Below are 22672 nucleotides of genomic sequence, written 5' to 3' on the forward strand. Positions count from 1 at the left end.
GTCAGCTGTCCAACTGGCGGCTGAGGATGGTCGAGAATTCGTCCGCGAAGCTTTCCCAGCCCGCCGCGATGTTGTCGCTGTCGGAGGTGAGCTTGTTGTAGAAGATCAGCGCCGGAATGGCCGCGAGCAGACCAAGCCCCGTGGCCAGCAACGCCTCGGCGATGCCCGGTGCCACGACGGCAAGGTTGGTGTTTTGCTGCTGCGCGATCTCGGTGAAGGCGTGCATGATGCCCCAGACGGTCCCGAAGAGGCCGATGAACGGCCCGGAGGAGGCTGTCGTCGCGAGGAAACCCAGCTGGGTGTTGAGGCTCTCGGCCTCTTTCGCGATGGCCACGTCCATCGACCGGTCGATCCGGCTCTGCGCGCCGCCGATCAACCCGCCGTCCGCGCGGTGCGACCTGCGCCATTCCAGCATCCCGGCGGCGAATACACGCTCTGCCGAACTCGTGGGTGTCGGGCCGATCTGGTCGTACAGTTCGTCCAGCGGCTCACCCGACCAGAACGCCTGATCGAACACAGCCGCCTCGCGCCGCGCGCGCCGGTATTGCATGAACTTGGTTACGATGATCGCCCACGAATAGAACGAGGCCGCGATGAGCAAAATCATCACCAGCTTCACGATCAATGTCGAACGAATGAAAAGCGCCCAGAAGGAAAAATCCATTTCCCCTGCCAGCGCGAGGGCTTCCTGTTCCATATCGGTCCCGTATACCTGCCTCGGTTCGCCGTCTCTGTCGGACGGCTCTAATGCCCGCGAAGGTAGCCGAATTGAAGCCCAATAGCCAACAAAACCGCGTGTAGGCTATGAATTTCCGGGTTTCAGTGCAGGTTTTGGCGGATATTCGCCGGTAGCCGCGCGGGCGCGCCCGTCTCGGTCAGGGCGACGATCGTGACCGTGGATTGAAACAGCAGATCAACCCCGCGCATCACGTCCTGGCGCAGGACGATCCGCACCCCCGTCATCGCTTCGAGCGAGGTTTGCACGGTCAGGTCGTCGTCGAATTTCGCGGGGGCGAGGTAGTCGGCCTCGATGTGCCGCACGGCGAAGACGATGCCGGTCTCGGCCTTCACCTGCGTCTGGTCCACCCCCATCTCGCGAATCCACTCGGTCCGGGCGCGTTCGATGAACTTCAGGTAGTTGGCGTAATAGACGATGCCCGCGAGGTCGGTGTCCTCGTAATAGACATGGACGGGGAAGGTATGGGTCATGGTCAATCCGATTTGATCAGGCCGGAATACCCGGCCACCGCGAGAACGGAGAACGCCCAGCCCAGCACGATGTGGAGCCAGAGATAGGCGCGGCCGAAGCGACCCCAGGGCGAAGGCGCGGATTCGTCGGGAATCCAATAGCCCTGCATCTCCAGCGCGACAATGGGCAGGAGGGTGTCGAGCGCATACATCCCGGCGTGAAAGATCGGGTAGGAGGCCGCGGACGGCTGATCGAGGTAGCAGGCAAGCTGGCTCTCGCCGGTGTTGAGGGCCGCGCCACCGGCCAGGCTCACACCCGGCGCGCAGCCCGCCCATTCCGGGGAGCGCAGGACGAAAGCGTTGTTCGGCTTGAAGGCGTCGCGGGCGTAGGTCTCGGAAAAGATGACCGTGCCCGCCCCCCACATCGCGAGCAGCCAGACGACCGCCAGAAGCGGCACGCGCCCGTAGCGCACCGTCACGGCGAGGATGGTATCGCCGAGCGCCGCAAAGGCGGCACCGGGGATGCGCCCTTCCCGGACCAGCCGACGGCGCCGCGCGGCGCGGTGGCGTTTCTCCTTGGCGATCAGGACGCGGCGCGCCTCGTCGCGGTAGCCCATGTCGCGCAGCACACGAGCGCAGCTTTCCCACGGCTGGGGCCAGAAATCGGCCCCGTCCTTGCCGGTATCCTGGCGGTCGAGCCAGGCGATCCGCTCTTTCGAGGACAGTCCCGCCCCGGTGAGCGAACCGTATCGGAAGCGGTTGAGGAACAGGTTGCCGGACGCGGGCCATGTGTCCGGCGCATCGCACAGGGAAGACACTTCTGCATCCTCGAGGTGCAGCTCGCCGTCGATGCGCCCGTGCCTGAGAAACAGGATGCCGCCGATCCGCGCGCCTTCAAGCGACAGGGCGACCTTGCCGTCGCCGCCCGACAGATGCGCCCCTGAACAATCGACGTTCCCGCCCACCGTCGCGCCGAGAAAGATCATCGGACCGGATGTGACCGCGTCGCGCAGGAACAATCCGCCCCTGAGTTCCAGCCGGTCGGCCTCGACCCCCGGAATGCGGCTCATCATGAGAAAAAGATTGTCGATCACGGCGGAGCGGAGGACCGGGGCCGCTTCGAAGTCGCAGTCGATCAAGGCGATATCGCGCGGGGCCCGGCAGCCTTCGAGGTCCAGCCGCCCGGTGATCCGGGCGCCGGCCAGCCGCACGCCTTTCTCATGGACCCGCGCCCCGGCTACGGCCTCTGACAGGTCGTCGAGGTCGTTCAGGAGAACCTGCCGCAGCAGCGCCGCGCGCACCTCGTTTCCGGTGTCGGGGTCCAGGACGATGGTGTCGCCTGACGCCAACCCGGTCAGCAGCGCCGTTTCGCCAGCCGACAATTCCCCGAAATCTGCGATGTTCGCCATGACACCCCGGCCCGTCCCCTTGCGAAAGCCTAGCCGGTCAGCAGGAATTCGGCCAGCGGCTCATACACCGGGCCGTCGTCGCGCAGGTGGGAGCGGTTGAGCGAGACGCTGTCGGCCAGTTCCGTCGGCAGCGCATAGGGCGCGTTGAGCTTGAGGAAATCGCCCAGTCCCCGATGCTCTTTCTCGCTCATCTGTTTGCCAAAACGCGCGAGCGTCACATGGGGGCGGAAACGGCGACGCTCCATCGTCACCCCGGCCTCGCGGGCCAGTCTCGTGACCCGGTCGTGGAGCGTCAGCAGTTCCGGCGTGGGCCGCGCGTCCATGAGGACGAGGTTGGGCTTTCGCCCGCCCATCACGTCGATATTGGTAAGCGTCAGCGCGATGGGCGCATCGGGCAGGTCGGCCATACGCGCCGCGATGTCGTGGGCCTGCCCCGGATCGATGTCGCCGAGGAAGGCGAGCGTGAGGTGCAGGTTCTCTTCCTCGACCAGCCGCCCGACCGTCAGACCCGCCTGCAACCGCGTGAGCGGGCGCAGCAAGCTTTCGGGAAGGTCGAGCGCGATGAAGGCGCGCATCAGCCCGCCTGTATCCTTGCGGCGAGCCTGAGTGCGTGGGAGGCGTCATCGGCGGCTGCCGGCATCACCGGGTCGTAGGCTGCGCGGATCAGGTCCGCGATCTCGGGGCGCAGCATCGTCATCCCGTTCTCGGGGTGCTTGGCGAGCGGCGAGGTTTCGGCAAAGGCCCCCTCGCCCCAGGCCAGCATGATCTGCGCCGCCTGCATCATCGCGACCGTCTCGGCAGGCAGCTTTTCCATGCCGCCGCCCAGACGCACGAAGGCGAAGGCGGCCTTGATCGCGCCCGCCTCGTCGAAGCGGAAGGTGCGGTATTGCACGGCCTGCACCTCAGACAGCCTGGCGACGAGTTTCGAAAGATCCGGGATCAGGCGGTCGAGATCGGGAACCTCCAGCAGTTCTGCCCAGTCCCGGAAGAAAAAGATCATCAGGTTCGCGCCGAGTTCGGGGTCCGTCTCGGCCATCGGGTGTCCGGCGAAGGTCGTGACCGCCTCGAGCGCGCCCTTCACGGTCGCGAGCGTCGCATCCTCGACCCCGAAGACGACCGGCGCGATGGGGCGGCCCCAGCGGGCGAAGGCATAGGCGCCTTTTCGGGTGAACAGGCTCTCGATCTCGTCTGCGGTCATGGCGGCCCCTTTCGGCGCGCCAGATACCGCGTCGGGACACGGCTCGCAACTACTGCGGGGCGAGGTCGCGCAGCGATGCGGGCAGCGGGCCGTCGGTATCGCCGAAAAGCTGCGGCGCCTGCCCGGCCTCGGACAGTACGATCACGACGCGCGCCCCGTCTTCGGATACTGCCACCGCGACGCGGTCGGTTTCGCATTCCAGTTTTTCGCAGGCCGAGCCCACGATCCAGTCGCCCTCGAAGGCGAAAGGCCCACCCAGTTCCGCGTTCTCCTGGGCCGTGGCCAGCGCCTCGGGCGTCATCATCTCCATCAGCGGGTCCTGCAATTCGGCGGCACCGAAGAAGTCGAACACGTAACTGTCGAGCCAGAAGGTGCCGGGATCGCCGATGGACCAGCCGACCTGCTGTGCCGGCTCCTGCACTTCGGTGATCCTTTCGCCATCGTAGATGAACGACACCGGCCCTTGCCCGACCTCGACGCTGGGTGACGTGACCTTGGCCCCCGCTGGTACTTCGGTCAGTTCGAACCCCTCGGCGCAGGTCCCGAAGACCTCCGAGAAGTCGACGCCGCTGTCCGACAGCTTCGCCCAGACATATTCGGTCGCGCAGGCGTTGCCGCCTTGGGACACGGCGATCAGCACCCAGTCATGCAGGGCAGCTTCGATGAAGGCCACATAGGGGCCGGAGGGCAGCTCGAGAACCTCGCCCTGAAACAGCAGCCCCTTCTCCATCTCGCCCACGGGCGCGATCTCGACCGGACCGAACCGGGTATCGAGGGCTGCTGCGGGCCAGGCCGCGAGGCCCAGGAGGGCGGTCATCATCCAACGCATCTGTCGTCTCCAAAAAAACCTGACGTCGGGGCCAACCGCCCGACCCTGTGAAACGCCGTCCGGTGCCACAAGGTTCACGGCCCCTTCTTCGTTTCGCGAATATGTCGGGGGGACCGGGGGGGGCTGGCCCCCTGCGGGCCGACTGCCGCCCGAGGTGACACCGCTCATCGCGCACCGGGGTCGCGCAGGCTGCGGCGCATGATCTTGCCGGTGGCGGTCATCGGCAACTCTTCCACAAAGGCCACGCTGCGCGGCGCGACATGCGGCGAGACCTTGTCGCGCACCCGCTGGATCAAGGCGGCCTCCAGACCATCCGGTGCAACCCCGCTGCGCAGCACGACAAAAGCCTTCACCACTTCACCCCGCGTCTCGTCCGGCACACCTACGGCGGCGGCCATGACCACATCCGGGTGGCCGGTGAGGCAGGTTTCGATCTCGGTCGGCCCGATCCGGTAGCCTGCCGAGGAGATCACGTCGTCATCCCGGCTCACGTAGGTGAAGTAGCCGTCTTCGTCCATCACGCCAAGATCGCCGGTGCGCATCCAGTCGCCGGTAAACTTTTCGGCTGTCTTCTCCGGCAGGTTCCAGTAGCCCAGAAACATCACCGGGTCGGGCCGCTTCACCGCGATCTCGCCCGTGGTGCCCGGTGCCACCTCCTGCCCCGCCCCGTCGATCACCGCGACCTCGTGCCCGGGCACGGCCTGCCCCATGCTGCCCGGGCGCACCTCCATCGAACCGGCGCAGGAGGCCAGCACCAGATTGCACTCCGTCTGGCCGTAGAATTCGTTGATCGTGACCCCGAACGCACGTTTCGCCCAGTCGAGCAGATCGGCCCCCAGTGCCTCGCCGCCGGACCCGATGGTGCGTATGCTTACCGTTTCGGGGATTTCCGCCTGCCGCATCAGCTTGAGCGCCGTTGGCGGCAGGAACAGGTTGCGCACCTTTTGTTCTGCAATAAGGCGATAGGCCTCGGCCGGGTCGAACTTGCGCATCCGGCAGGAGACGAGGCGCACACCGTGGTAAAGGCAGGGCATCGCTATATCCATGAGCCCGCCGATCCAGGCCCAGTCGGCGGGCGTCCAGCCCACGTCGCCCGGTTGCGGAAAGCCTTCGTGATGCAGCTCGATCGACGGCAGATGCCCGATCAGGAACCGGTGCGCATGAAGCGCGCCCTTGGGCGGTCCCGTCGTGCCGGAGGTATAGATGATGACGGCGGGGTCTTCGGCCCCGACCGGCTCCGGCGGAGCCGGTGGCGCGGCCTCGATCTCGGCCCAGAAATCGCGACCGTCGCCCCCATCGACCACGAAAACCGCCTCGAGATCCGGCAGGTCACCGCGGATCGCGGCCAGTTTCTCGGCCCCGGCGGCGTCCGTCACGACAAGTTTCGCCCCGCTGTCAGCCAGCCGGAAGGCCAGCGCATCGGGCCCGAAAAGCGAAAACAGCGGAATCGAGATCGCGGCCCGCTTCCACGTCGCGAGATGAGCGATCAGCGTCTCGGGCGACTGGCCCAGCAGCACGCCCACCCGGTCGCCGCGCCCCAGCCCGGCTTTCGCAAAGACCCCCGCCAGCCGGTCCGACGCGTCGCGCAATGCGCCATAGGTCCAGTCGCGCGCGTTCTCACCGACATGGGTGAAGGCCACGCGCTCCGGCTCCGCGCGCGCCCAGCTGTCACAGCACGCCTCGGCCATGTTGAAATCATCGGGAATGTTCCAGCGAAACGCCCGCCGCAGCGCGGCCCAGTCGCCCGGATCACCGACGACCCGGCGCGCGGTCATTTCGCGTAGACGGTCAGCGTGTGGAGCCCGGCGAGCCCGACCTCGAGCAGCCTGAGCGCCGGCAGGGAAATGCGGCTTCCCGCCGTGGCCGGCCCGTCGATGGGCCTGAGTTCGAGGCTCACGGACTTGCCGTTCTCCGCCTCGACCCGCCCCTGCGTCACGGACGACACCAGCGGGGTTTCCATCCAGATCCCCGGCTCCGTCGGGCTGCCCAAAGTGGCGACCGTGGTGCCGAGCGACCGCTCGCCCGCAGGCTCCGGTATCGCGACGGCCGCCGCCCGCTCTTCGTCTGTCGTGGTGTCGAAGGCATCCTCGGTGCGCGCGTCCGGTGGTGGCGGAGGGGTGGTCACGACGCTGTCCGCCGGTTTCACATTCGCGGCAGGCTGGAGGAACGCGGGACCGTCTGCACAGGCCCCAAGCCCCAGTAAAGCAATCAGAACAAACCGTTTCATGGGCCGATCCTACGCGGATCGCGCGCAGGCTCACAAGACCCGATAGCGCTTGCCCCGGCGCCCGGCCATCCTTACGTTCTTCCCATGACCGACGCACCTCTTATCGACCCGTTCCAACGCCCGATCAGCTACCTCAGGCTGTCGGTGACGGACCGCTGCGATTTCCGCTGCACCTATTGCATGGCCGAGAACATGACGTTCCTTCCGAAAAAGGAACTTCTGACGCTCGAGGAACTCGACCGCGTCTCGTCGGCCTTCATCGGCCTGGGCGTGCGCAAACTGCGCATAACCGGGGGCGAGCCGCTCGTGCGCCGTGACATCATGGAATACTTCCGCGCCATGTCGCGCCACCTCGACTCCGGCGCGCTGGACGAGCTGACACTCACCACCAACGGCTCGCAACTCGAACGCTTCGCGGGCGAGCTTCACGACGCCGGCGTGCGCCGCGTGAACATCTCACTCGACAGCCTCGATCCGCAGAAATTCGCCGACATCACCCGGCGCGGCGACCTGTCCAAGGTCATCCGCGGCCTCGACGCGGCACAGGAGGCAGGGCTGCGCGTCAAGATCAACGCGGTCGCGCTCAAGAACTTCAACGACGTGGAACTCTTCGACCTCACCGAATGGTGCGCCAAACGCGACATGGACCTGACATGGATCGAGGTCATGCCGATGGGCGACATCGGCAACGAGGACCGGCTGGACCAATACTGGCCCCTCACCGACCTGCGCGACAAGCTCGAAGAACGCTACACCGTCACGCCCCTTGCCGAACGCTCCGGCGGCCCTGCCCGCTACGTCCGGCTTGAGGAGACGGGTCAGAAGATCGGCTTCATCACGCCGCTCACGCATAATTTCTGCGAAAGCTGCAACCGCGTGCGCATGACCTGCACCGGCGAGCTTTACATGTGCCTGGGCCAAGAAGACCGCGCCGACCTGCGCACGCCCCTGCGCGATCACCCCGAGACCGACGAACCGCTCGTCGCGTCGATCCGCGAGGCCATCACGCGCAAGCCCAAGGGCCACGATTTCGACTATTCGCGCCAACGCGCCGATGGTCAGGTCTCACGCCACATGAGCCACACGGGCGGCTGACGCCAACGCCAGACCCTGCCTTTCGCTTCGGAGCCGCCGTCGCCTGAGACCGGACGGCCGACGACGTGGGCGACGATCCAGAGAAATCGCCGAGGGCCCCCGGCTTGCCGGGGATACGGCTATTTCTCTTGAGCGGCGAACGCGGCGGTGGCAGGCAAGGATCAGGTGACGACGGATCCAGGAGCGAAAGGTCTTTCGCTTTGGTGAGCCGGAGCCACCCTTCCCCAGAATAAAGCGTGCGGCGCCGGCCGCACTCCGTTTCCCAGCGCAAGGCCAGTCTCACGCCGCCGGCATCCGCCGTTCCACGATTTCGGCCCACCAGCTACAGCCCGCCGGAATCGCCTCGTCGTTGAAGTTGTATTCCGGGTGATGCACCGGCGCGGTGTCACCGTTGCCGACGAGGATATAGGCCCCCGGCCGCGCCTCCAGCATATAGGCGAAATCCTCGCCCCCCATGATCGGGTCGGCCTCGGCCGTCTCCTGCCCCGTGACCGACTTTGCGACCTCGGCGGCGAACACGGTCTGTTCCTCGGAATTCACCATGACCGGATAGCCCGGCAGATATGTGAAATCGGCCCGCGCGCCAAAGCCCGCGGCGATCCCCTCGGCCAGCGCGCGCACCCGTTCCGGCGCGGCCTCGCGCACATCGGCGTCATGGGTGCGGATCGTGCCCTTCATATGCACCCGCTGCGGGATGACGTTGTAGCTGTCGCCATCCGTCTGCATCGTCGTGACGCTCACCACCACATGCTTCACCGGGTCCACGTTGCGGCTCGCGATGGTCTGGAGCGCGACGATCACGTGGCTCGCCACTACCGTCGGGTCGATCCCCTCGTGCGGCTTGGCAGCGTGGCCGCCCTTGCCCTCGATCGTCAGGTCGAATTGGTCGGTGGCCGCAAAGAACCCGCCCGCGCGGATCTGGAACTCGCCCACCGGCACGCCGGGCCAGTTGTGCATGCCATAGACCTCCTGAATGCCCCAGCGGTCCATCATCCCGTCCTCGACCATCTCGCGCCCGCCGCCGCCGCCCTCTTCGGCAGGCTGAAAGATCACCACGCAGGTGCCGTCGAAATTCCGGGTCTCGGCAAGGTATTGCGCAGCCCCCAACAGCATCGAGGTATGGCCGTCATGTCCGCAGGCATGCATCTTGCCCTCGGTGCCGGAGGCATAGGGCAGCCCCGTCGCCTCCTTGATCGGCAGCGCGTCCATGTCGGCGCGCAGCCCGATCACCTTGCCGCTGGTGTCGGTCTTGCCCTTGATGACCGCCACGACCCCGGTGCGCCCGATCCCCTCGACCACCTCGTCACAGCCGAAGGCGCGCAGCTTCTCGGCCACGAGCGCGGCGGTGCGGTGGGTGTCGAACAGAAGCTCGGGATTGGCGTGGATGTCCTGTCGCCACGCGGTGATGTCACCGTGCAGTTCGGCGAAGCGGTTCTTGATGGGCATGAGGGTCTCCTTTGCACGGAATCTGTGCCCGGACCCGGCGACAGTCAAGCGCCCTCAGTCTTCGAACAGCGTGCCCTGCCCCGGCGCGCGCGGCGCGTCCAGGCCCAGATGCCGCCACGCCAGATGGCCAAGCATCCGGCCCCGCGGCGTGCGCTGGATCAGCCCCTGTTGCAGCAGGAACGGCTCGATCACCTCCTCCAGCGCGTCCCGGCTTTCCGACAGCGCCGCCGCAAGCGTCTCGATCCCGACCGGACCGCCGCCGTAGTGCTCGGCCATCAGTTTCAGATACCGCCGGTCGGCGCCGTCCAACCCGAGATGATCCACCCCGAGGCGGGTGAGAGCATTGTCCGCGATCGCCCGCGTTATCCGGCCATCGCCTTCCACCACGGCAAAGTCCACCACCCGGCGCAACAGCCGCCCGGCAATGCGCGGCGTGCCGCGTGCCCGCTTGGCGATCTCGAGCGCGCCTTCGTCCTCGGCCGGAGCGTTCAGCTTGAGCGCGTTCTTGGTGACGATCCGGTGCAATTCCTCGACCGTGTAGAACTGGAGCCGCGTCGGGATGCCGAACCGGTCGCGCAGCGGCGTCGTCAATAGGCCCAGCCGAGTGGTCGCGCCCACCAGCGTAAAGGGCTGCAACTCGATGCGCACGGTGCGCGCCGCAGGCCCCTCACCGATGACGAGGTCGAGCTCGAAATCCTCCATCGCCGGATAAAGCACCTCCTCGACCACAGGGTTCAGCCTGTGAATCTCGTCGATGAACAGCACGTCGCGCGCTTCGAGGTTAGTGAGGATAGCCGCCAGATCGCCCGCTTTCGCCAGCACGGGGCCCGAGGTCATGCGAAAATTCACGCCCAGTTCGCGCGCCATGATCTGGGCGAGCGTGGTCTTGCCCAGACCGGGGGGACCGTGAAACAGCGCATGATCCATCGCCTCGCCTCGGCGCCGGGCGCTTTCGATGAACACCTTGAGGTTCGCGCGCGCTTCGGCCTGACCGATGAAATCATCGAGCGTCTGAGGGCGCAGCGCGCGGTCGAAATCTTCGGCCATCGGCTCGGGGCGCAGGGTGGGGTCAGGCTCGGTCATGCTCTTCGCTCGCTGTGCAGCGGCTCATCGCCCGGGGCCGGGCGAAGACACCCCGAGGGTGGATGAGCCTCACCTTCCCTACCCTTTCGGCGCAAGCAGCTTCAAGGCCGCGCGGATCAGGCCGGAGGTGTCCAGATCGGGGGCGTCGCCCAGAGCTGTCGCCACCGCGCTGGCCGCCTCGCCCGGCGCGTAGCCAAGGTTGGCGAGCGCCGAAAGCGCCTCCTGCTGCGCGGTGTTGGCGGACGCGGGCCGGGGCCTGGCCATCGGGGCCGTTACCGGGTCGTCGCTTTCCACGAGGGTCACGTCATCCGCCACAGGCGCAGCGCCTGCGCCCATCGCCATGACGGTCGGGGCTTTGTCCTTGAGCTCGTTCACCACCCGTTGCGCCGTCTTGGGCCCCAGCCCCTTTGCCGCCTTCACCGCGTTCCAGTCGCCCAGAGCGATGGCCCGGCTCACCCCGTCCGCGCCGAGCGCGCCGAGGATGGCGGTCGCGGCCTTGGCCCCGATCCCCTGCACGGTCATCAGAAGGCGGAACCATTCCTTTTCGGTGAGCGACAGGAACCCGTGCAATTGCATCAGATCCTCACGCACGATCAGGTCCGTGTAGAGCGCCACCGCCTCGCCCGGCCCCGGCAGGCTCGCGAGCGTCCTGTCCGAGACGTGAACGATATAGCCGACCCCGCGCACGTCGATCAGAACGTGATCGTCGCCCTTGTAGTCGATCCGGCCCGACAGCTTTCCGATCATGCGCGCACCTTCGCCACGGCGGCAGCGAGCTTGTCGCCCGCCCGCGCGTGGTGGGCATGGCACAGAGCGATGGCCAGCGCGTCCGCCGCGTCCGGACCGGCAAGCTCCACACCCGGCAGTTGCAGCCGCACCATGTGGTCGATCTGGCGCTTGTCGGCATGACCCACGCCGACCACGGTCTTCTTGATCGTGTTGGGCGCATATTCCCCGACGCTGAGTCCCGCCCGGGCCGGGACAAGCATCGCGATCCCGCGCGCCTGACCGAGTTTCAGGGTGCCGGCGCCGTCCTTGTTCACGAAGGTCTGCTCCACCGCCGCCGTATCGGGCGCGAAACGGGCGACCACGTCGCTCAGCGCGTCGAACAGCGCCAGAAGGCGGTCGGCAAGTGCCGTGCCCTCGCCGTGACAGACCCCGTTCGCGACATGGCTGATTCTGCTGCCCGACACATCGATCACGCCCCAGCCGAGGTTTCTCAGCCCCGGGTCGATGCCCAAAACCCGCATTTTGACCGCCCCTTTTGTTCTGCTTTTGACAAAAATTAGCACGAAACGCGAACATCTGCCAAGATGAATACTTCGACAGCGGAGTTCCGCTTGCTGATTTCCGGACGGAAAACGACTTCGGAAAGCGTGAAACCGACGCTTTTGTGCGTCCGGATTCCCGAAAATATTTCAAATGGTTAAGCGGATATTAAGCTATGCACACCCGGCAGAGAACCCATGCAAGAACTGCATTTGTGCCCGGACCGGTTTGTCCCTATCTGCACCAGTTCTGAGGCGATGGATTCTCTGTCGCCCAATACTTAAGCAAGGAGCGCAGATATGGCTGCAAGAACCGCCACCTACGAATTCGCCGGTCACGTCTCGCGCGTTATCCGGTTCGTCGCCGACTTCCGCATCGACTTGGAGCGCCGCCGTGCCCGCCGCGCCACCCGTCGCAAGCTGGAAACCCTCACCGACTCGCAACTCACGGATATCGGTGTGAAGCGCCTCGACGTGTTCATGATGCGCTGACCCCCCGAGACGACAAAGGCCGCCCCGAAGGACGGCCTTTTCAGGCCCCGCCGCATTTCCGGCGGGGCTTTTTTTTGGTTACTCGTCCACCGGCAACGCCACGAAGCGGGGATCGCCGCCGCGCCGCACGAGCAGGAGGAGCGACTGACGTCCCCCATCGCGGGCCGCTTCGATCCGCTCCTCGAGGTCGGAAATCGACGACAGGCGCTGTTGGCCCGCCTCGGTGATCACGTCGCCCTCGACGATACCCTTCTCGGCAGCCTGGCTGTCGCCCTCGACCGCGACGACGACGAGGCCTTCGGCGCCGGCGTCCAGCCCGAGTTCTTCGCGCAGTTCATCGGTCATTTCCGAAAGTGTCAGGCCGAGGATCGTGGATTGCTCCACGTCAGGGGCCGGAGTGTCTTCATCACCGCCCGCGCTTTCATCGGCTGCCAGTGCCTCTTCCCGGCGACCGAGCACCACCTTGAGCGTCTGGGTCTGGCCATCGCGCAGGACGACGACGCGCACGGTTTCGCCCACGCCGGAATTGCCGACGATGCGGACGAGCTCGCGTGTGTCGGCGACGTCCTGACCGGCGAAGCTGAGGATGAGGTCGCCCGCTTCCATGCCGCCGTCCTTGGCCGGGCCGTCCGGCACGTCGGTGACGAGCGCGCCTGCGGTGCTGTCGAGTTCCATCGCCTCGGCCACGTCAGGGCTCACGTCCTGGATGCGCACGCCAAGCCAGCCGCGGCGCGTCTCGCCGAATTCCTGAAGCTGATCGACAACCTTGGTCACGACGTTCGAGGCCATTGCGAAGCCGATGCCGATGGAGCCGCCGTTGGGCGACAGGATCGCGGTGTTCACGCCGACGACCTGACCGTCGAGGTTGAACAGCGGGCCGCCCGAGTTGCCCCGGTTGATCGCCGCGTCGGTCTGGAGGAAGTCGTCATAGGTGCCCTGAAGCTCCCGTCCACGGGCCGAGATGATCCCGGCGGAGATCGAGAATCCCTGCCCCAGCGGGTTGCCCATCGCCATGACCCAGTCGCCCACGCGGATCGCGTCCGAATCGCCGAAGGGCACGAAGGGAAGCGGCTCGTCCGTTTCGACCTTGAGGAGCGCGATGTCGGTGTTCGGGTCTGTGCCGACGACGGTCGCGTCAAGCTCGCCCCGGTCCCCGAAGAACTCGATGACGATCTCGTCCGCGCCTTCGATGACGTGGTTGTTGGTGACGATGTAGCCGTCCTCGGAGATCACGAAGCCGGAACCCAGCGCCGATGAGCGGCGGGTGCGGGGCGGCTGTCCTTCGCCGTCACGCTCAAGGAAATCGCGGAAGAAATCTTCGAACGGTGAGCCTTCGGGCACCATCGGTGACGGTCCCGTGTCCTGCGAAACGACCGTGGCGGTGGTGATGTTCACCACCGACGGGCTCACCTTCTCGGCGAGGTCCGCAAAGCTCGTCGGGCGGGTCTGGGCCGTCGCGAGCTGCGTCGCGGCGAGCACGATGGCGGCCATGACGGCGAAAAGGGTTGCGATAAATCTGGGGTTCGTTCGGGTCAAAACCCTTGCCTGCGCTTTCACTGCAGTCTCCTCTGAAATCCTGCCGGACGTTTCGACCATCATTCCAGATAGGAGCCCGGTCGTGCAACGCAATCTTGACCACGAGCCGTCACGCCGCCGTGACGTGGCAGGGCGTTGCCGATCATCCCTGGACGATCCAGACCATCGCAACGCCCACCCCGATGGCCACAAGGCCGACCATGCGCCGCTGGTCGCGGCTCATGGTGGCGATGGCTTCCAGCAGGTTTTCGAGCCTGCCGGGAAGGAAGAAGAAGACCAGGCCCTCGATCACGAGGGCCAGGCCAAGACCCAGCAAGAGCCAGCTCATTCGTCGGCGGGCTGGGTGTCCGCTGCGCCGGTGGTGTCGCTTCCGCCGGTGTCGGTTTCGGTTTCAGCGCTGTCAGGCAGCCCCGCATCCGGAACCTCGATGACAGGACCGGCGTCGGTCGAGCTGTCCTCGGCCGTGTCGGTCTGGACCGCCGGGAGCTGCCCGGCACTGCGCGCGATCTGGGCCGACGTGTCGGACTTCAGGTAGTTGAAGAACTCGCTGTTGGGCGAGATCACCAGCGTCGAGTTCCGGCCCTGAATGGCCCGCTCGTAGGCGCTCATTGACCGGTAGAAGGCGAAGAACTCCGGATCGCGGCCGAAGGCTTCGGCATAGATCGCGTTCCGCAGCGCATCCGCCTCACCGCGAATGATGTCGGCTTCCCGCTGCGCTTCCGACGTGGTTTCCACCACGGTCCGGTCGGCCTGTGCACGAAGACGCTGCGCGGCCTCGTTACCACGCGCGATCTCGTCTGCCGCTTCCCGCTGACGCTCGGCGCGCATCCGTTCGAACGTCGCCTCGAGGTTCTGGTCGGGAAGGTCGGCGCGCTTGATGCGCACGTCGATGACCCGGATACCGAGCGCGTCGGCTTCGTCCCGCGACTGGTCGCGGATCTGGTTCATCAGCGACACACGATCGACCGAGAGCACGGCGTCGGACGGCACACCACCCAGCACTTCGCGAAGCTCGGCGTTGAGGATGCGCTCCAGACGGCTGCGGGCGCCCGAAATGCCCGACGCGCCCACCGCACGGCGGAACTGCGTGGCATCGGTGATGCGCCAGCGCGCGAAGGCGTCCACGACGAGACGACGATCATCCGCCGGGGTGACTTCGAGCGGCTCGGTGTCGAGCGGCAGGATGCGGTCATCGTACTTGGCGATCTCGTGGATCACCGGCACTTTGAAATACAGGCCGGGCTCACCGATTTCGGCCGTAACCTCACCGAACCAAAGGCGCAGCGCCTTTTCGCGTTCGTCGACGATGTAGTAGGAATTCAGGCCGATGAAGACGAGTACGGCCAGGATCCCGAGAATGACGTAGGAACGACGCATCAGTTCGACCCCCCGGTATTGGTGTTGGTGGAGTTGCGGCGCAACTCGTTCAGCGGGAGATAGGGCACGACGCCCTGCTCGCCGCCGACGGCATCGTCCATGATGATCTTGTCGACATCACTCAGAACCCGCTCAAGCGTTTCGATATAGAGACGACGGCGCGTCACCTCCGGTGCCTTGGCGTATTCGTCGTAGACCGCGACGAAGCGAGACGCTTCACCCTCGGCTTCGTTGACGACACGCGCCCGGTAGGCTTCGGCCTGTTCCAGCGTCTGCGCAGCTTCACCGCGGGCCTCCGCGACCACGCGGTTGGCGTAGGCGTCGGCCTGGGATTGCAGCGTGTCGCGGGTCTGTTCAGCCGCCTGCACTTCGCGGAAGCTGTCGATGACCTCGCGCGGCGGGTCGGCCCGGTCGAAGTTCACACGCACGATGTTCACGCCCGACTCGTAGCTGTCGAGCGTCGACTGGATCAGTTCCTGAAGCTCCTGGGCAATGATGCCCCGGTCGCGGTTCAGGATCGGCGCAAGCGAGGAACGACCGATGATCTCACGCATCGCCGATTCCGACACGGCGCGGATCGTGTTGACCGGATCGGCCACGTTGAACACGAATTTCTCGACGTCGCCGATGTTCCAGACGACCTGATAGTCGATGTCGACGATGTTCTCGTCGCCGGTCAGCATCAGCCCTTCGTCGAGGCCCACACCGATATCTTCGGTGTTTTCACGGGTGACGGGGTAGATTTCCTTGGTCACCACGGGCCAGGGCGCGAAGTTCAGACCCTCGGTCCCGACCTGGTAGCGTTCACCGAAGAGAAGCTCGACCGATTGCTCGGACGTGTCGACGCGGTAGAAGCTCGCAAAAAGCCACAGCGCCACGGCTGCGACCAGCACGATCAGGATCGTCCCCCGCGAAAACCGTGGGCCCGAGGGACCATCGCCGCCCCCGTTACCCCTGTTCGAGCCGCCCTTGCCGCCCATCAGGACGCGAAGCTGCTCCTGTCCGCGCCGCATGAGATCGTCGATCTCCGGCATGTTGCCGCCCTGCTGGCCGGGGCGACGGTCATCGCCCCTCTGGCCACGGTCGTCACCGCCGTTCGATCCGCCGTTTTGTCCGCCGCGGTTTCCACCGCCGCCCCAAGGTCCGCCGCTGTCGCTGGCCATGTGTGTGAAATCCTCCAAAAACTGTCCGGTCATAACTGGCGCTTGAACACCTGTTTTTCAACCCGGATCACGGGTTATCTATCTGGTTCAGTCCGCACGGACCGGGGTCTTCATCAGCACGATTTCCTCGGCCATCGTCGGATGCACCGCGACGGCGCGGTCGAAATCGGCCTTGGTCGCGCCCATCTTCACCGCGACGGCGGCGAGCTGGATCATCTCCCCCGCCCCGTCCGCGACGATGTGACACCCGAGTACGCGCTGGCTCTCCTGGCTCACGATAAGCTTGAAAAGCGCCTTTTCGTCCCGGTCGATGAAGCTTTTTTGCATCGGGCGGAACGTGGCGCAATAGACGTCGATCTTCTCCTGCGCCCGCGCGCCCTCTTCGGTGAGACCGACGGTGCCGTATTCCGGCTGGGTGAAGACGGCCGAGGCTACGAGTTCGTGGTCGGGCTTGGTCGGGTTGCCTTTGAAAACGGTTTCGACGAAGGCGGCGCCTTCACGGATCGCGACCGGGGTAAGCGCGATGCGGTTCGTCACGTCGCCGATCGCGAAGACCGAGGGAACGGAAGTCTGGGAATAATCGTCCACCACGATCTCGCCACTTTCGCCCAATTCGACGCCAAGGTCGGTGAGGCCGAGACCATCGGAATTGGGCACCCGCCCCGTGGCCCAGAGCACTTCGTCCACCATCACCTTGTGATCGTCCGTACCGCGGGCCCGGATGCGTCCTTCGGCACGCTCGAATTCACGGGGGCTGACGCCGACGCGCAGGTCGATCCCCTGGGCCAGCATGATCTCGGCAATGTGCCCGCGCACCTCGTCGTCGAAGCCGCGCAGGATCTGGGGGCCGCGGTGCCATTGCGTGACATGCACGCCCAGACCGTTGAGAATACAGGCGAATTCACAGGCGATATAGCCGCCGCCGAGGATCAGGACTTTCTCCGGCAGCCGGTCGAGATTGAAGATTTCGTTCGACGTGATCCCCAGCTCCGCCCCGGGCAGGTCGGGAATGAAAGGCCGACCGCCGGTCGCGACGAGGATATGCTTGGCCGAGAAGGTCCTGCCGTTGGACAGTTCGACCGTATGCGCATCCTTGAGCACCGCGCGAGCATCATGGATCTCGGTTCCGGGACGAGCGAGGTTGGTGCGGTAGATGTTTTCGAGCCGCGTGAGTTCAGCGTGGAGCTTCGGGCGAAACACCGACCAGTCGAAACTGCCGTCGGGCATGTCCCAGCCGAAATCGCGTGCCTCGGCGGCGGCGGGACCGAATTTCGAGGCGAAGACCATCAGCTTCTTGGGCACGCAGCCCCGGATCACACAAGTCCCGCCCATGCGGAACTCTTCGGCCAGCCCGACGCGCGCGCCGCTCTCGGCGGCCACCCGGCCTGCCCGCACACCGCCGGAGCCGCCGCCGATCACGAAAAGGTCGTAGTCGAATGTGCTCATGGTCATCCCTTCCGATCCGTCCGGGGTGGATATTCCACACAAATCCCCGGGATGCCAGCGGGCGCGGCGCAGCGTCCGGTCACGTCAGGGTGTGAAGCGTTGCACAATGGCGCGGGCTCACGCCCGCACAGGATTTGCGCCGCCCTGCCTTGCGGCAGGCCATCGCAGCGGAGGGGGCCAGCCCCCTCGCGGCCTGCGGGCAGGCCGCACACCCCCGGGATATTTGCCGACCGGAAAGACCGGGGGATCAGATGTCGGTGAAGAGGTTGTCGGTTTCGGCGAACTCGATGAGCCCCTCGTCATGGGTCCCCTCGTTGATGTCGATCACCTCGACCCTGCCGCCCTGATGGCCGATGACGACCTTGTCGCAGATGTCGATGAAAAGGCCGTTCTCCACCACGCCGGGAATCTGGTTCAGGACCATGGAAAGCTGGCGCGGATTGCCGATGCGTTGCAAGTGCAGGTCGACGATATGGTTGCCCTCGTCCGTGACATAGGGGGAGTCGCCGTTCATGCGCAGGGTGCCCGACTGGCCCAGCACGTCGAGCGAGGCGAGCGTTTCTTCGAGCAGCGCCTTGGATGTCTGCCAGCCGAAGGGGATGATCTCGACCGGCAGGGGGAAGGCGCCGAGGTGTTCGACCTGTTTGGACGAATCCGAAATGACGATCATCATGTCCGAGGCCGTCGCCACGATCTTTTCCTGAAGCAGTGCGCCCCCGCCGCCTTTGATGAGGTTGAGGTCCGCGTCGAATTCGTCCGCCCCGTCGATGGTGACGTCCAGCCAGCGCGCCTCATCCAGAGAGACGACCTTGATGCCCACCTGCCGGGCAAGCTCGGCGGTGCGGGTGGAGGTCGGCACACCGGAGATCTTGAGCCCCTCCTCGCGCACGCGTTCCCCGAGGCAGCGCACCATCCAGGCAGCGGTAGAGCCGGTCCCAAGTCCCACGCGCATCCCGTCCTCGATGAAATCGACCGCGCGCTTGGCGGCGACGAACTTGGCGGTGTCGATGGGCGAGAGGTTCGAAGACATGGGCAGACCTGCAAAATGATCGGTTTCCCGGCCTTATAGGCAATCGCTCCGCCGTTCGCGAGGGTCAATCGGCCCGGCGACCGCGCTTGTTCCCCGGCGCGACCAGAGGCATTGTCGCGGGGCCGTCGCCGGGACTCCGACGGCGCACGCCAAGGAATTGGAAACCCGGAGCAGCTAGGGTCAGGCCATGAAACGGATCGGATATCTCGCACTGGGCTGGGCCGCGCTCGCCCTTGGCGCCATCGGCGTGGTGGTTCCCGGGCTTCCGACGACGCCGTTCCTGCTCGTCGCGGCCTTCGCGTTCGGAAAGGGCAGCCCGCGGACCCGGGCCTGGCTGATCGATCACGCCCATCTCGGTCCGCCCATCCGCGACTGGGAGGAGCGGGGTGCGATTTCGCGAAAGGCGAAGGTGCTGGCGGTATCCATGATGGCCGCCCTACTGCTATTGTCTGTGCTCTTGGGCCTGCGCCCCGCGCTGATCGCCGTGCAGGCGGTGTGCATGGGCGGTGCCGCGTTGTTCATCCTCACGCGCCCCGATTGACTTTATGGCATGGCAAGGCAGGCTGCGATGGCGGCGTCGAGGTGTTCGGCGGGGAGTATGATGAGCAGTCCGGGGCCGGAGCTTTCGATTTCGACCGGCCCGGCGGCCGCGTTGGAGGTGCCGACCCGGCCCAGCGGCGACAGGAGGATATCCTCATGCGACCAGACCAGACCGCGCAGATTGACCCGGAGCTCGTCCATGGGAAAGGCCGAGACCCGCGTGCCTTCAGGCAGCTCGAGGGTCACCCGTTTCGGCGCGTGAAAGCAGATGTCGTGGTCACCCACGAGGATGCAACGCCGGTCCCAGCGCACGAGCGCATTGTAGCAGGCAAGTTCATGGTCCAGCCGTTTGCCCATGAATCCCGCGCCGAGGATGAGCGGCGCGTCGATGTTCACCAGCGCCTTGTCGAAGTCGGTCGTGTCTTGATCGTCGATGTAGTGAATCGTGTCCGGGTCGAGGGCCGCGCGCGTGTCCGCGTCCAGACTGTCGAGATCGCCGATCACCGCCGCGGGTTTGTGTCCCATGGAAAGCGCAGCGCGCGCGGCCCCGTCGCAGACGACCAGATTCGGCGCCCGCGCCATGAGTCGGGTGACGGTGCCGGGGGCGAGGTCACCTCCGCCCAGGAGGGTCACCATTTCCCCAAAGGGTGCAAATCCGGGAACAATGGCCCCATTTGTATCCATATCAGAAACTATCCACATTTCGGTCCCGAAAAAATACCGTCAATATCGCGGTTTTGTGCAATTTCGCAGGACAGGGCATGGTAAACCAGTCCCTGCTGGATCGGGGGAGAAAGCGAGTCAGACATGGTGAGTTCGAGCAGGATCCTCACTGTATCATACGGGACCTTCAGCTGTACGCTTGAAGGATTTGATGACCCGTTCTCGACGATGAAGTCCATCGCCGAGTACTTCCGCGACCTTGCGGCGGATGACCGCTATTTCGGGGCCGAGCCCCCGCAGCCGGATGCCGAGATGCTCCACCAGATCGCCGAACGCGAGATCAAGCGTCGCGTCGAGGCGAAGGTGAGCGAGCATGGTGTCGTGCTGCGCCAGACCTCTGACGACGATCTGCTGCTGACCGGCCTGCTCGCCGGGACGACGGCCGTCAAGGATAATGACGCGGCCACCGAGGCGCGCCGCGAAGCCGCCGAAGCGGAAGCGGAGCGCCAGGCTGCCGAGGTCGAGCGCGAGGCCGAAGAACGCCGCGCCGCCGAGGAAGAAGCCGCCGAGGCCGCAGCCGAAGCGCAGCAGGCCATGGAAGACGAGGCCGAAGCACGCAGGCTTGCTGAGGAAGAGGCGGAAGCCGAAGCCGAACGTCAGGCCACCGAAGAGGCAGAAGCGGCTCGGACTGCCGAGGCGGAAGCCGAAGCGACGCGTATTGCCGAAGAAAAGGCGCAAGCACAGCGGGAAGCCGACGCGGAAGCCGAAGCCAAGCTGGCCGCCGAGGCCGAGGCAGAAGCCAAGCGCGAAGCTGAACACGCCGAAGAACAACGTCGTGCGGCCGCGGAAGCAGAAGCGGCAGGCCGCCGTGCCGCCGCCGAGGCCGAAGCTCAGGCCCGCCGGGCCGAAGATGAAGCCGAAGCGGAGGCCCGCCGCGACGAGACCGACGGGGAAGACGACGAAGGCCAGACCGACTTCGGCACCGTCACCGACCGTATTCGCCGCATCCACGCGGTCGTCGACAATACGGACCGGGGTGGCGACGACTATTCCGAGGACGAGCACGCCGAAGATTACTTCTACGCGGGCGACGATGACGATGCGCTCGACGATATCCTCGAACAGGCATTGATCGCCGAGGAAGAGGACGAATCGGATGTCGACGCCACTGCGTCCGACGATACCGGTGCGGCCCCTGTTGCTGCCGACGCGGCAGCGACGGATGATGACGACGAAGACGATGACGCATCGTTGAGCGCGCTTCTGGACAAAGTTGCCGCAGGTTCCGCCGAAGAGGAAACGCCCGAAGAAGACGCGGCATCGGCCGACACCGCGACGGACGATGTGGCCGAGGAGGCCCCGGCCGACGAGGAAGACCAGCAGGCTGCGACCGTCGAGGCAGACAGCGAAGCCGACGATCAACCGGAGGCCGAAGCGGCCCCGGTCGAGACCGACGCGCAGCCCGAGGAAGCGCCCAAGCGCCGCCCCGTCGCCCGCGTCGTGCGCGTGCGACGCCCGTTCGGTCGCGACGAAGCGCCGAAAGCGCCGGTTCAGACCGACGACGAAGCCGTCGCGGCCCCGACCGAAGAGCCTTATGACCCGGACGAGGACGACTTCACCGTTCCCGGCGAAAGCACGCTCGACCCCGATGCCGAAGCTGATCTGGCCGCCGAACTCGCCGAAGTCGAGCGCGAATCGCGTGACGCCATCGAGCGCGGCGATCTTGAAGCCGACCTCACCGAAGAACGCGCGGCCGATGCCGATGAGGCGGCTCCCGAGGTCGCAGAAGAAGACGCGCTCGAGGCCGTCGAAACCGCAGGTGCGCTCGACATCGCTCCGGAAGAGGAGCCGGAAGACCGCATCCACGGTGACCGCAAGCCGCAGCGCAATGCCTTCGACGATGTCGACATGGGCGAAACCGACCGCGCGATCGACCGAATTCTGGAGAAGACCAACGACCAGCTCGCCACCGGCGAAAGCTCGCGCCGCCGCAATGCGATCCAGCACCTCAAAGCCGCCGTTCAGGCCACGCGGGCCGATCGCGACGAGGTGAGCGATGCGCTCGATTCCATCGACCCGACGCCGCTCAAGAACGACGAATACCGTGACGACCTCGCCCGCGTGGTGCGTCCGCGCCGCCCGCAGGCGGATGCGGACAAGCCCAAGCGCCGCCTCGCGCCGCTGGTGCTCGTCTCCGAGCAGCGCGTCGACGAGCCGGCCGAGGCAGAGGAAGAGGGCGTCCAACCCTCGCGCCCCGCTGCGACCGTGAGCCAGCCGGCCCGCCCCGTGCGCCCTGTGCGCCCGCGCCGCGTCGGCAAGTCAAACCTCGCGATGGAGGAACAGGTCGACCAGGAAGACGTGGCCGAGGATGCCGGCGAAGCGGCCTCCGACAACATGACCACGGGCTTTCGCGCGTTTACAGCCGATCTCGGTGTCGAGGGGATTGAGGATGCGCTGGAGGCAGCCGCCGCTTTCGTGACCCAGGAAGTGGGCCGCCCCTGGGCTACCCGCCCGCAGATCATCTCGCTCGCGCTCGCCGTGACGCCGGGCGCGTCGCGCGAGGATGCGCTGGCGAGCTTCGGTCAGCTCATGCGGGCCGGTCAGATCCAGAAGGTCGATCGCGGTCAGTTCGTGCTGACCGAGGAAAGCCTTTACTACGAGTGACGCGCCTCCGGGGGGAGA

The 22672-nt window shown here is 66.0% G+C and carries 23 protein-coding genes; 4 read left to right on the forward strand and 19 right to left on the reverse strand.

Annotated elements, in window-relative coordinates; translation table 11 throughout:
• Position 1 precedes the first annotated feature (1 nt).
• From tolQ to B2585_RS07385, 8 genes are all read right to left on the reverse strand, one after another.
• Entirely contained in the window at positions 2-697 is a 696-nt protein-coding gene (tolQ, locus tag B2585_RS07350) for a protein TolQ (RefSeq protein ID WP_292021526.1), read from the reverse strand.
• Positions 698-819: 122 nt separating this feature from the next.
• Positions 820-1209 carry a tol-pal system-associated acyl-CoA thioesterase gene (gene ybgC / locus B2585_RS07355; protein ID WP_292021528.1) on the reverse strand — a complete coding sequence of 130 codons (390 nt, stop codon included), beginning with the start codon at positions 1207-1209 and terminating at the stop codon, positions 820-822.
• A 2-nt stretch (positions 1210-1211) separates the two neighbouring features.
• Positions 1212-2597: a hypothetical protein gene (locus B2585_RS07360; RefSeq protein WP_292021529.1), complete on the reverse strand. Its 1386-nt coding sequence runs from the start codon at positions 2595-2597 to the stop codon at positions 1212-1214.
• 29 nt (positions 2598-2626) lie between these two features.
• Positions 2627-3172, reverse strand: coding sequence for an RNA 2',3'-cyclic phosphodiesterase (gene thpR, locus B2585_RS07365; protein ID WP_292021531.1), 546 nt, complete (start codon positions 3170-3172; stop codon positions 2627-2629).
• A complete protein-coding gene (locus tag B2585_RS07370) occupies positions 3172-3795 on the reverse strand; it encodes a hypothetical protein (protein WP_292021534.1) in 624 nt (207 codons plus the stop codon). Before B2585_RS07370 ends, thpR begins: the two co-directional genes overlap by 1 nt.
• 49 nt (positions 3796-3844) lie before the next feature.
• A complete protein-coding gene (locus tag B2585_RS07375) occupies positions 3845-4624 on the reverse strand; it encodes a hypothetical protein (protein WP_292021536.1) in 780 nt (259 codons plus the stop codon).
• 164 nt (positions 4625-4788) lie between these two features.
• The gene (locus B2585_RS07380; protein ID WP_292021537.1) at positions 4789-6399 is read right to left on the reverse strand and encodes an AMP-binding protein; all 1611 of its coding nucleotides are present in this window, start codon (positions 6397-6399) and stop codon (positions 4789-4791) included.
• Complete coding sequence (locus B2585_RS07385; protein WP_292021539.1) at positions 6396-6851, reverse strand: D-galactarate dehydratase; 456 nt, start codon at positions 6849-6851, stop codon at positions 6396-6398. The genes B2585_RS07380 and B2585_RS07385 overlap by 4 nt, the downstream gene beginning before the upstream one ends.
• Before the next feature lie 84 nt (positions 6852-6935).
• Here B2585_RS07385 and moaA point away from each other — a divergent pair, with 84 nt between their 5' ends.
• Positions 6936-7946: a GTP 3',8-cyclase MoaA gene (gene moaA, locus B2585_RS07390; protein WP_292021542.1), complete on the forward strand. Its 1011-nt coding sequence runs from the start codon at positions 6936-6938 to the stop codon at positions 7944-7946.
• A 279-nt stretch (positions 7947-8225) separates the two neighbouring features.
• Here the strand turns inward: moaA and B2585_RS07395 are convergent, their stop codons facing one another.
• The 4 genes from B2585_RS07395 to ruvC form a co-directional block, all read right to left on the reverse strand.
• Entirely contained in the window at positions 8226-9392 is a 1167-nt protein-coding gene (locus B2585_RS07395; RefSeq protein WP_292021544.1) for a M20 aminoacylase family protein, read from the reverse strand.
• Positions 9393-9446: 54 nt separating this feature from the next.
• Positions 9447-10475 carry a Holliday junction branch migration DNA helicase RuvB gene (gene ruvB / locus B2585_RS07400; protein WP_292021545.1) on the reverse strand — a complete coding sequence of 343 codons (1029 nt, stop codon included), beginning with the start codon at positions 10473-10475 and terminating at the stop codon, positions 9447-9449.
• Positions 10476-10553: 78 nt separating this feature from the next.
• Entirely contained in the window at positions 10554-11222 is a 669-nt protein-coding gene (gene ruvA, locus B2585_RS07405) for a Holliday junction branch migration protein RuvA (protein ID WP_292021547.1), read from the reverse strand.
• Entirely contained in the window at positions 11219-11725 is a 507-nt protein-coding gene (gene ruvC / locus B2585_RS07410) for a crossover junction endodeoxyribonuclease RuvC (protein ID WP_292021549.1), read from the reverse strand. The genes ruvA and ruvC overlap by 4 nt, the downstream gene beginning before the upstream one ends.
• A gap of 318 nt (positions 11726-12043) precedes the next feature.
• On the opposite strand from ruvC, the gene B2585_RS07415 reads away from it, so the two are divergent.
• Positions 12044-12235, forward strand: a complete 192-nt coding sequence (locus B2585_RS07415; protein ID WP_292021551.1) for a DUF1127 domain-containing protein — start codon at positions 12044-12046, stop codon at positions 12233-12235.
• Between the two features lie 78 nt (positions 12236-12313).
• Here the strand turns inward: B2585_RS07415 and B2585_RS07420 are convergent, their stop codons facing one another.
• The 6 genes from B2585_RS07420 to rpiA all read right to left on the reverse strand — a co-directional run bounded on the left by B2585_RS07420 (position 12314) and on the right by rpiA (position 18787).
• Positions 12314-13831: a Do family serine endopeptidase gene (locus B2585_RS07420; protein WP_414674048.1), complete on the reverse strand. Its 1518-nt coding sequence runs from the start codon at positions 13829-13831 to the stop codon at positions 12314-12316.
• A gap of 82 nt (positions 13832-13913) precedes the next feature.
• Complete coding sequence (locus B2585_RS07425) at positions 13914-14099, reverse strand: DUF2065 domain-containing protein (protein WP_292021558.1); 186 nt, start codon at positions 14097-14099, stop codon at positions 13914-13916.
• Positions 14096-15148, reverse strand: coding sequence for a protease modulator HflC (hflC, locus tag B2585_RS07430; protein WP_292021560.1), 1053 nt, complete (start codon positions 15146-15148; stop codon positions 14096-14098). Before hflC ends, B2585_RS07425 begins: the two co-directional genes overlap by 4 nt.
• Positions 15148-16311: an FtsH protease activity modulator HflK gene (gene hflK / locus B2585_RS07435; RefSeq protein WP_292022768.1), complete on the reverse strand. Its 1164-nt coding sequence runs from the start codon at positions 16309-16311 to the stop codon at positions 15148-15150. The genes hflC and hflK overlap by 1 nt, the downstream gene beginning before the upstream one ends.
• 87 nt (positions 16312-16398) lie before the next feature.
• Complete coding sequence (gene gorA, locus B2585_RS07440; protein ID WP_339718218.1) at positions 16399-17757, reverse strand: glutathione-disulfide reductase; 1359 nt, start codon at positions 17755-17757, stop codon at positions 16399-16401.
• A 247-nt stretch (positions 17758-18004) separates the two neighbouring features.
• A complete protein-coding gene (gene rpiA, locus B2585_RS07445; protein ID WP_292021565.1) occupies positions 18005-18787 on the reverse strand; it encodes a ribose-5-phosphate isomerase RpiA in 783 nt (260 codons plus the stop codon).
• Positions 18788-18974: 187 nt separating this feature from the next.
• On the opposite strand from rpiA, the gene B2585_RS07450 reads away from it, so the two are divergent.
• Positions 18975-19328, forward strand: a complete 354-nt coding sequence (locus tag B2585_RS07450) for a YbaN family protein (RefSeq protein ID WP_292021567.1) — start codon at positions 18975-18977, stop codon at positions 19326-19328.
• Between the two features lie 2 nt (positions 19329-19330).
• On the opposite strand, the gene B2585_RS07455 is transcribed toward B2585_RS07450, so the two are convergent.
• Positions 19331-19963, reverse strand: a complete 633-nt coding sequence (locus tag B2585_RS07455; protein ID WP_292021568.1) for a thiamine diphosphokinase — start codon at positions 19961-19963, stop codon at positions 19331-19333.
• Positions 19964-20218: 255 nt separating this feature from the next.
• Here B2585_RS07455 and B2585_RS07460 point away from each other — a divergent pair, with 255 nt between their 5' ends.
• A complete protein-coding gene (locus tag B2585_RS07460) occupies positions 20219-22654 on the forward strand; it encodes a hypothetical protein (protein WP_292021570.1) in 2436 nt (811 codons plus the stop codon).
• Positions 22655-22672 lie beyond the last annotated feature (18 nt).

Source organism: Maritimibacter sp. UBA3975, from assembly GCF_002384975.1.
Classification (GTDB): Bacteria; Pseudomonadota; Alphaproteobacteria; order Rhodobacterales; family Rhodobacteraceae; genus Maritimibacter.

Coding starts and splice junctions, on each gene's coding strand:
- tolQ (WP_292021526.1), bottom strand. CDS start 697: ATGGAACAGGAAGCCCTCGCGCTGGCAGGGGAAATGGATTTTTCCTTC.
- ybgC (WP_292021528.1), bottom strand. CDS start 1,209: ATGACCCATACCTTCCCCGTCCATGTCTATTACGAGGACACCGACCTC.
- B2585_RS07360 (WP_292021529.1), bottom strand. CDS start 2,597: ATGGCGAACATCGCAGATTTCGGGGAATTGTCGGCTGGCGAAACGGCG.
- thpR (WP_292021531.1), bottom strand. CDS start 3,172: ATGCGCGCCTTCATCGCGCTCGACCTTCCCGAAAGCTTGCTGCGCCCG.
- B2585_RS07370 (WP_292021534.1), bottom strand. CDS start 3,795: ATGACCGCAGACGAGATCGAGAGCCTGTTCACCCGAAAAGGCGCCTAT.
- B2585_RS07375 (WP_292021536.1), bottom strand. CDS start 4,624: ATGCGTTGGATGATGACCGCCCTCCTGGGCCTCGCGGCCTGGCCCGCA.
- B2585_RS07380 (WP_292021537.1), bottom strand. CDS start 6,399: ATGACCGCGCGCCGGGTCGTCGGTGATCCGGGCGACTGGGCCGCGCTG.
- B2585_RS07385 (WP_292021539.1), bottom strand. CDS start 6,851: ATGAAACGGTTTGTTCTGATTGCTTTACTGGGGCTTGGGGCCTGTGCA.
- moaA (WP_292021542.1), top strand. CDS start 6,936: ATGACCGACGCACCTCTTATCGACCCGTTCCAACGCCCGATCAGCTAC.
- B2585_RS07395 (WP_292021544.1), bottom strand. CDS start 9,392: ATGCCCATCAAGAACCGCTTCGCCGAACTGCACGGTGACATCACCGCG.
- ruvB (WP_292021545.1), bottom strand. CDS start 10,475: ATGACCGAGCCTGACCCCACCCTGCGCCCCGAGCCGATGGCCGAAGAT.
- ruvA (WP_292021547.1), bottom strand. CDS start 11,222: ATGATCGGAAAGCTGTCGGGCCGGATCGACTACAAGGGCGACGATCAC.
- ruvC (WP_292021549.1), bottom strand. CDS start 11,725: ATGCGGGTTTTGGGCATCGACCCGGGGCTGAGAAACCTCGGCTGGGGC.
- B2585_RS07415 (WP_292021551.1), top strand. CDS start 12,044: ATGGCTGCAAGAACCGCCACCTACGAATTCGCCGGTCACGTCTCGCGC.
- B2585_RS07420 (WP_414674048.1), bottom strand. CDS start 13,831: ATGGTCGAAACGTCCGGCAGGATTTCAGAGGAGACTGCAGTGAAAGCG.
- B2585_RS07425 (WP_292021558.1), bottom strand. CDS start 14,099: ATGAGCTGGCTCTTGCTGGGTCTTGGCCTGGCCCTCGTGATCGAGGGC.
- hflC (WP_292021560.1), bottom strand. CDS start 15,148: ATGCGTCGTTCCTACGTCATTCTCGGGATCCTGGCCGTACTCGTCTTC.
- hflK (WP_292022768.1), bottom strand. CDS start 16,311: ATGGCCAGCGACAGCGGCGGACCTTGGGGCGGCGGTGGAAACCGCGGC.
- gorA (WP_339718218.1), bottom strand. CDS start 17,757: ATGAGCACATTCGACTACGACCTTTTCGTGATCGGCGGCGGCTCCGGC.
- rpiA (WP_292021565.1), bottom strand. CDS start 18,787: ATGTCTTCGAACCTCTCGCCCATCGACACCGCCAAGTTCGTCGCCGCC.
- B2585_RS07450 (WP_292021567.1), top strand. CDS start 18,975: ATGAAACGGATCGGATATCTCGCACTGGGCTGGGCCGCGCTCGCCCTT.
- B2585_RS07455 (WP_292021568.1), bottom strand. CDS start 19,963: ATGGTGACCCTCCTGGGCGGAGGTGACCTCGCCCCCGGCACCGTCACC.
- B2585_RS07460 (WP_292021570.1), top strand. CDS start 20,219: ATGAAGTCCATCGCCGAGTACTTCCGCGACCTTGCGGCGGATGACCGC.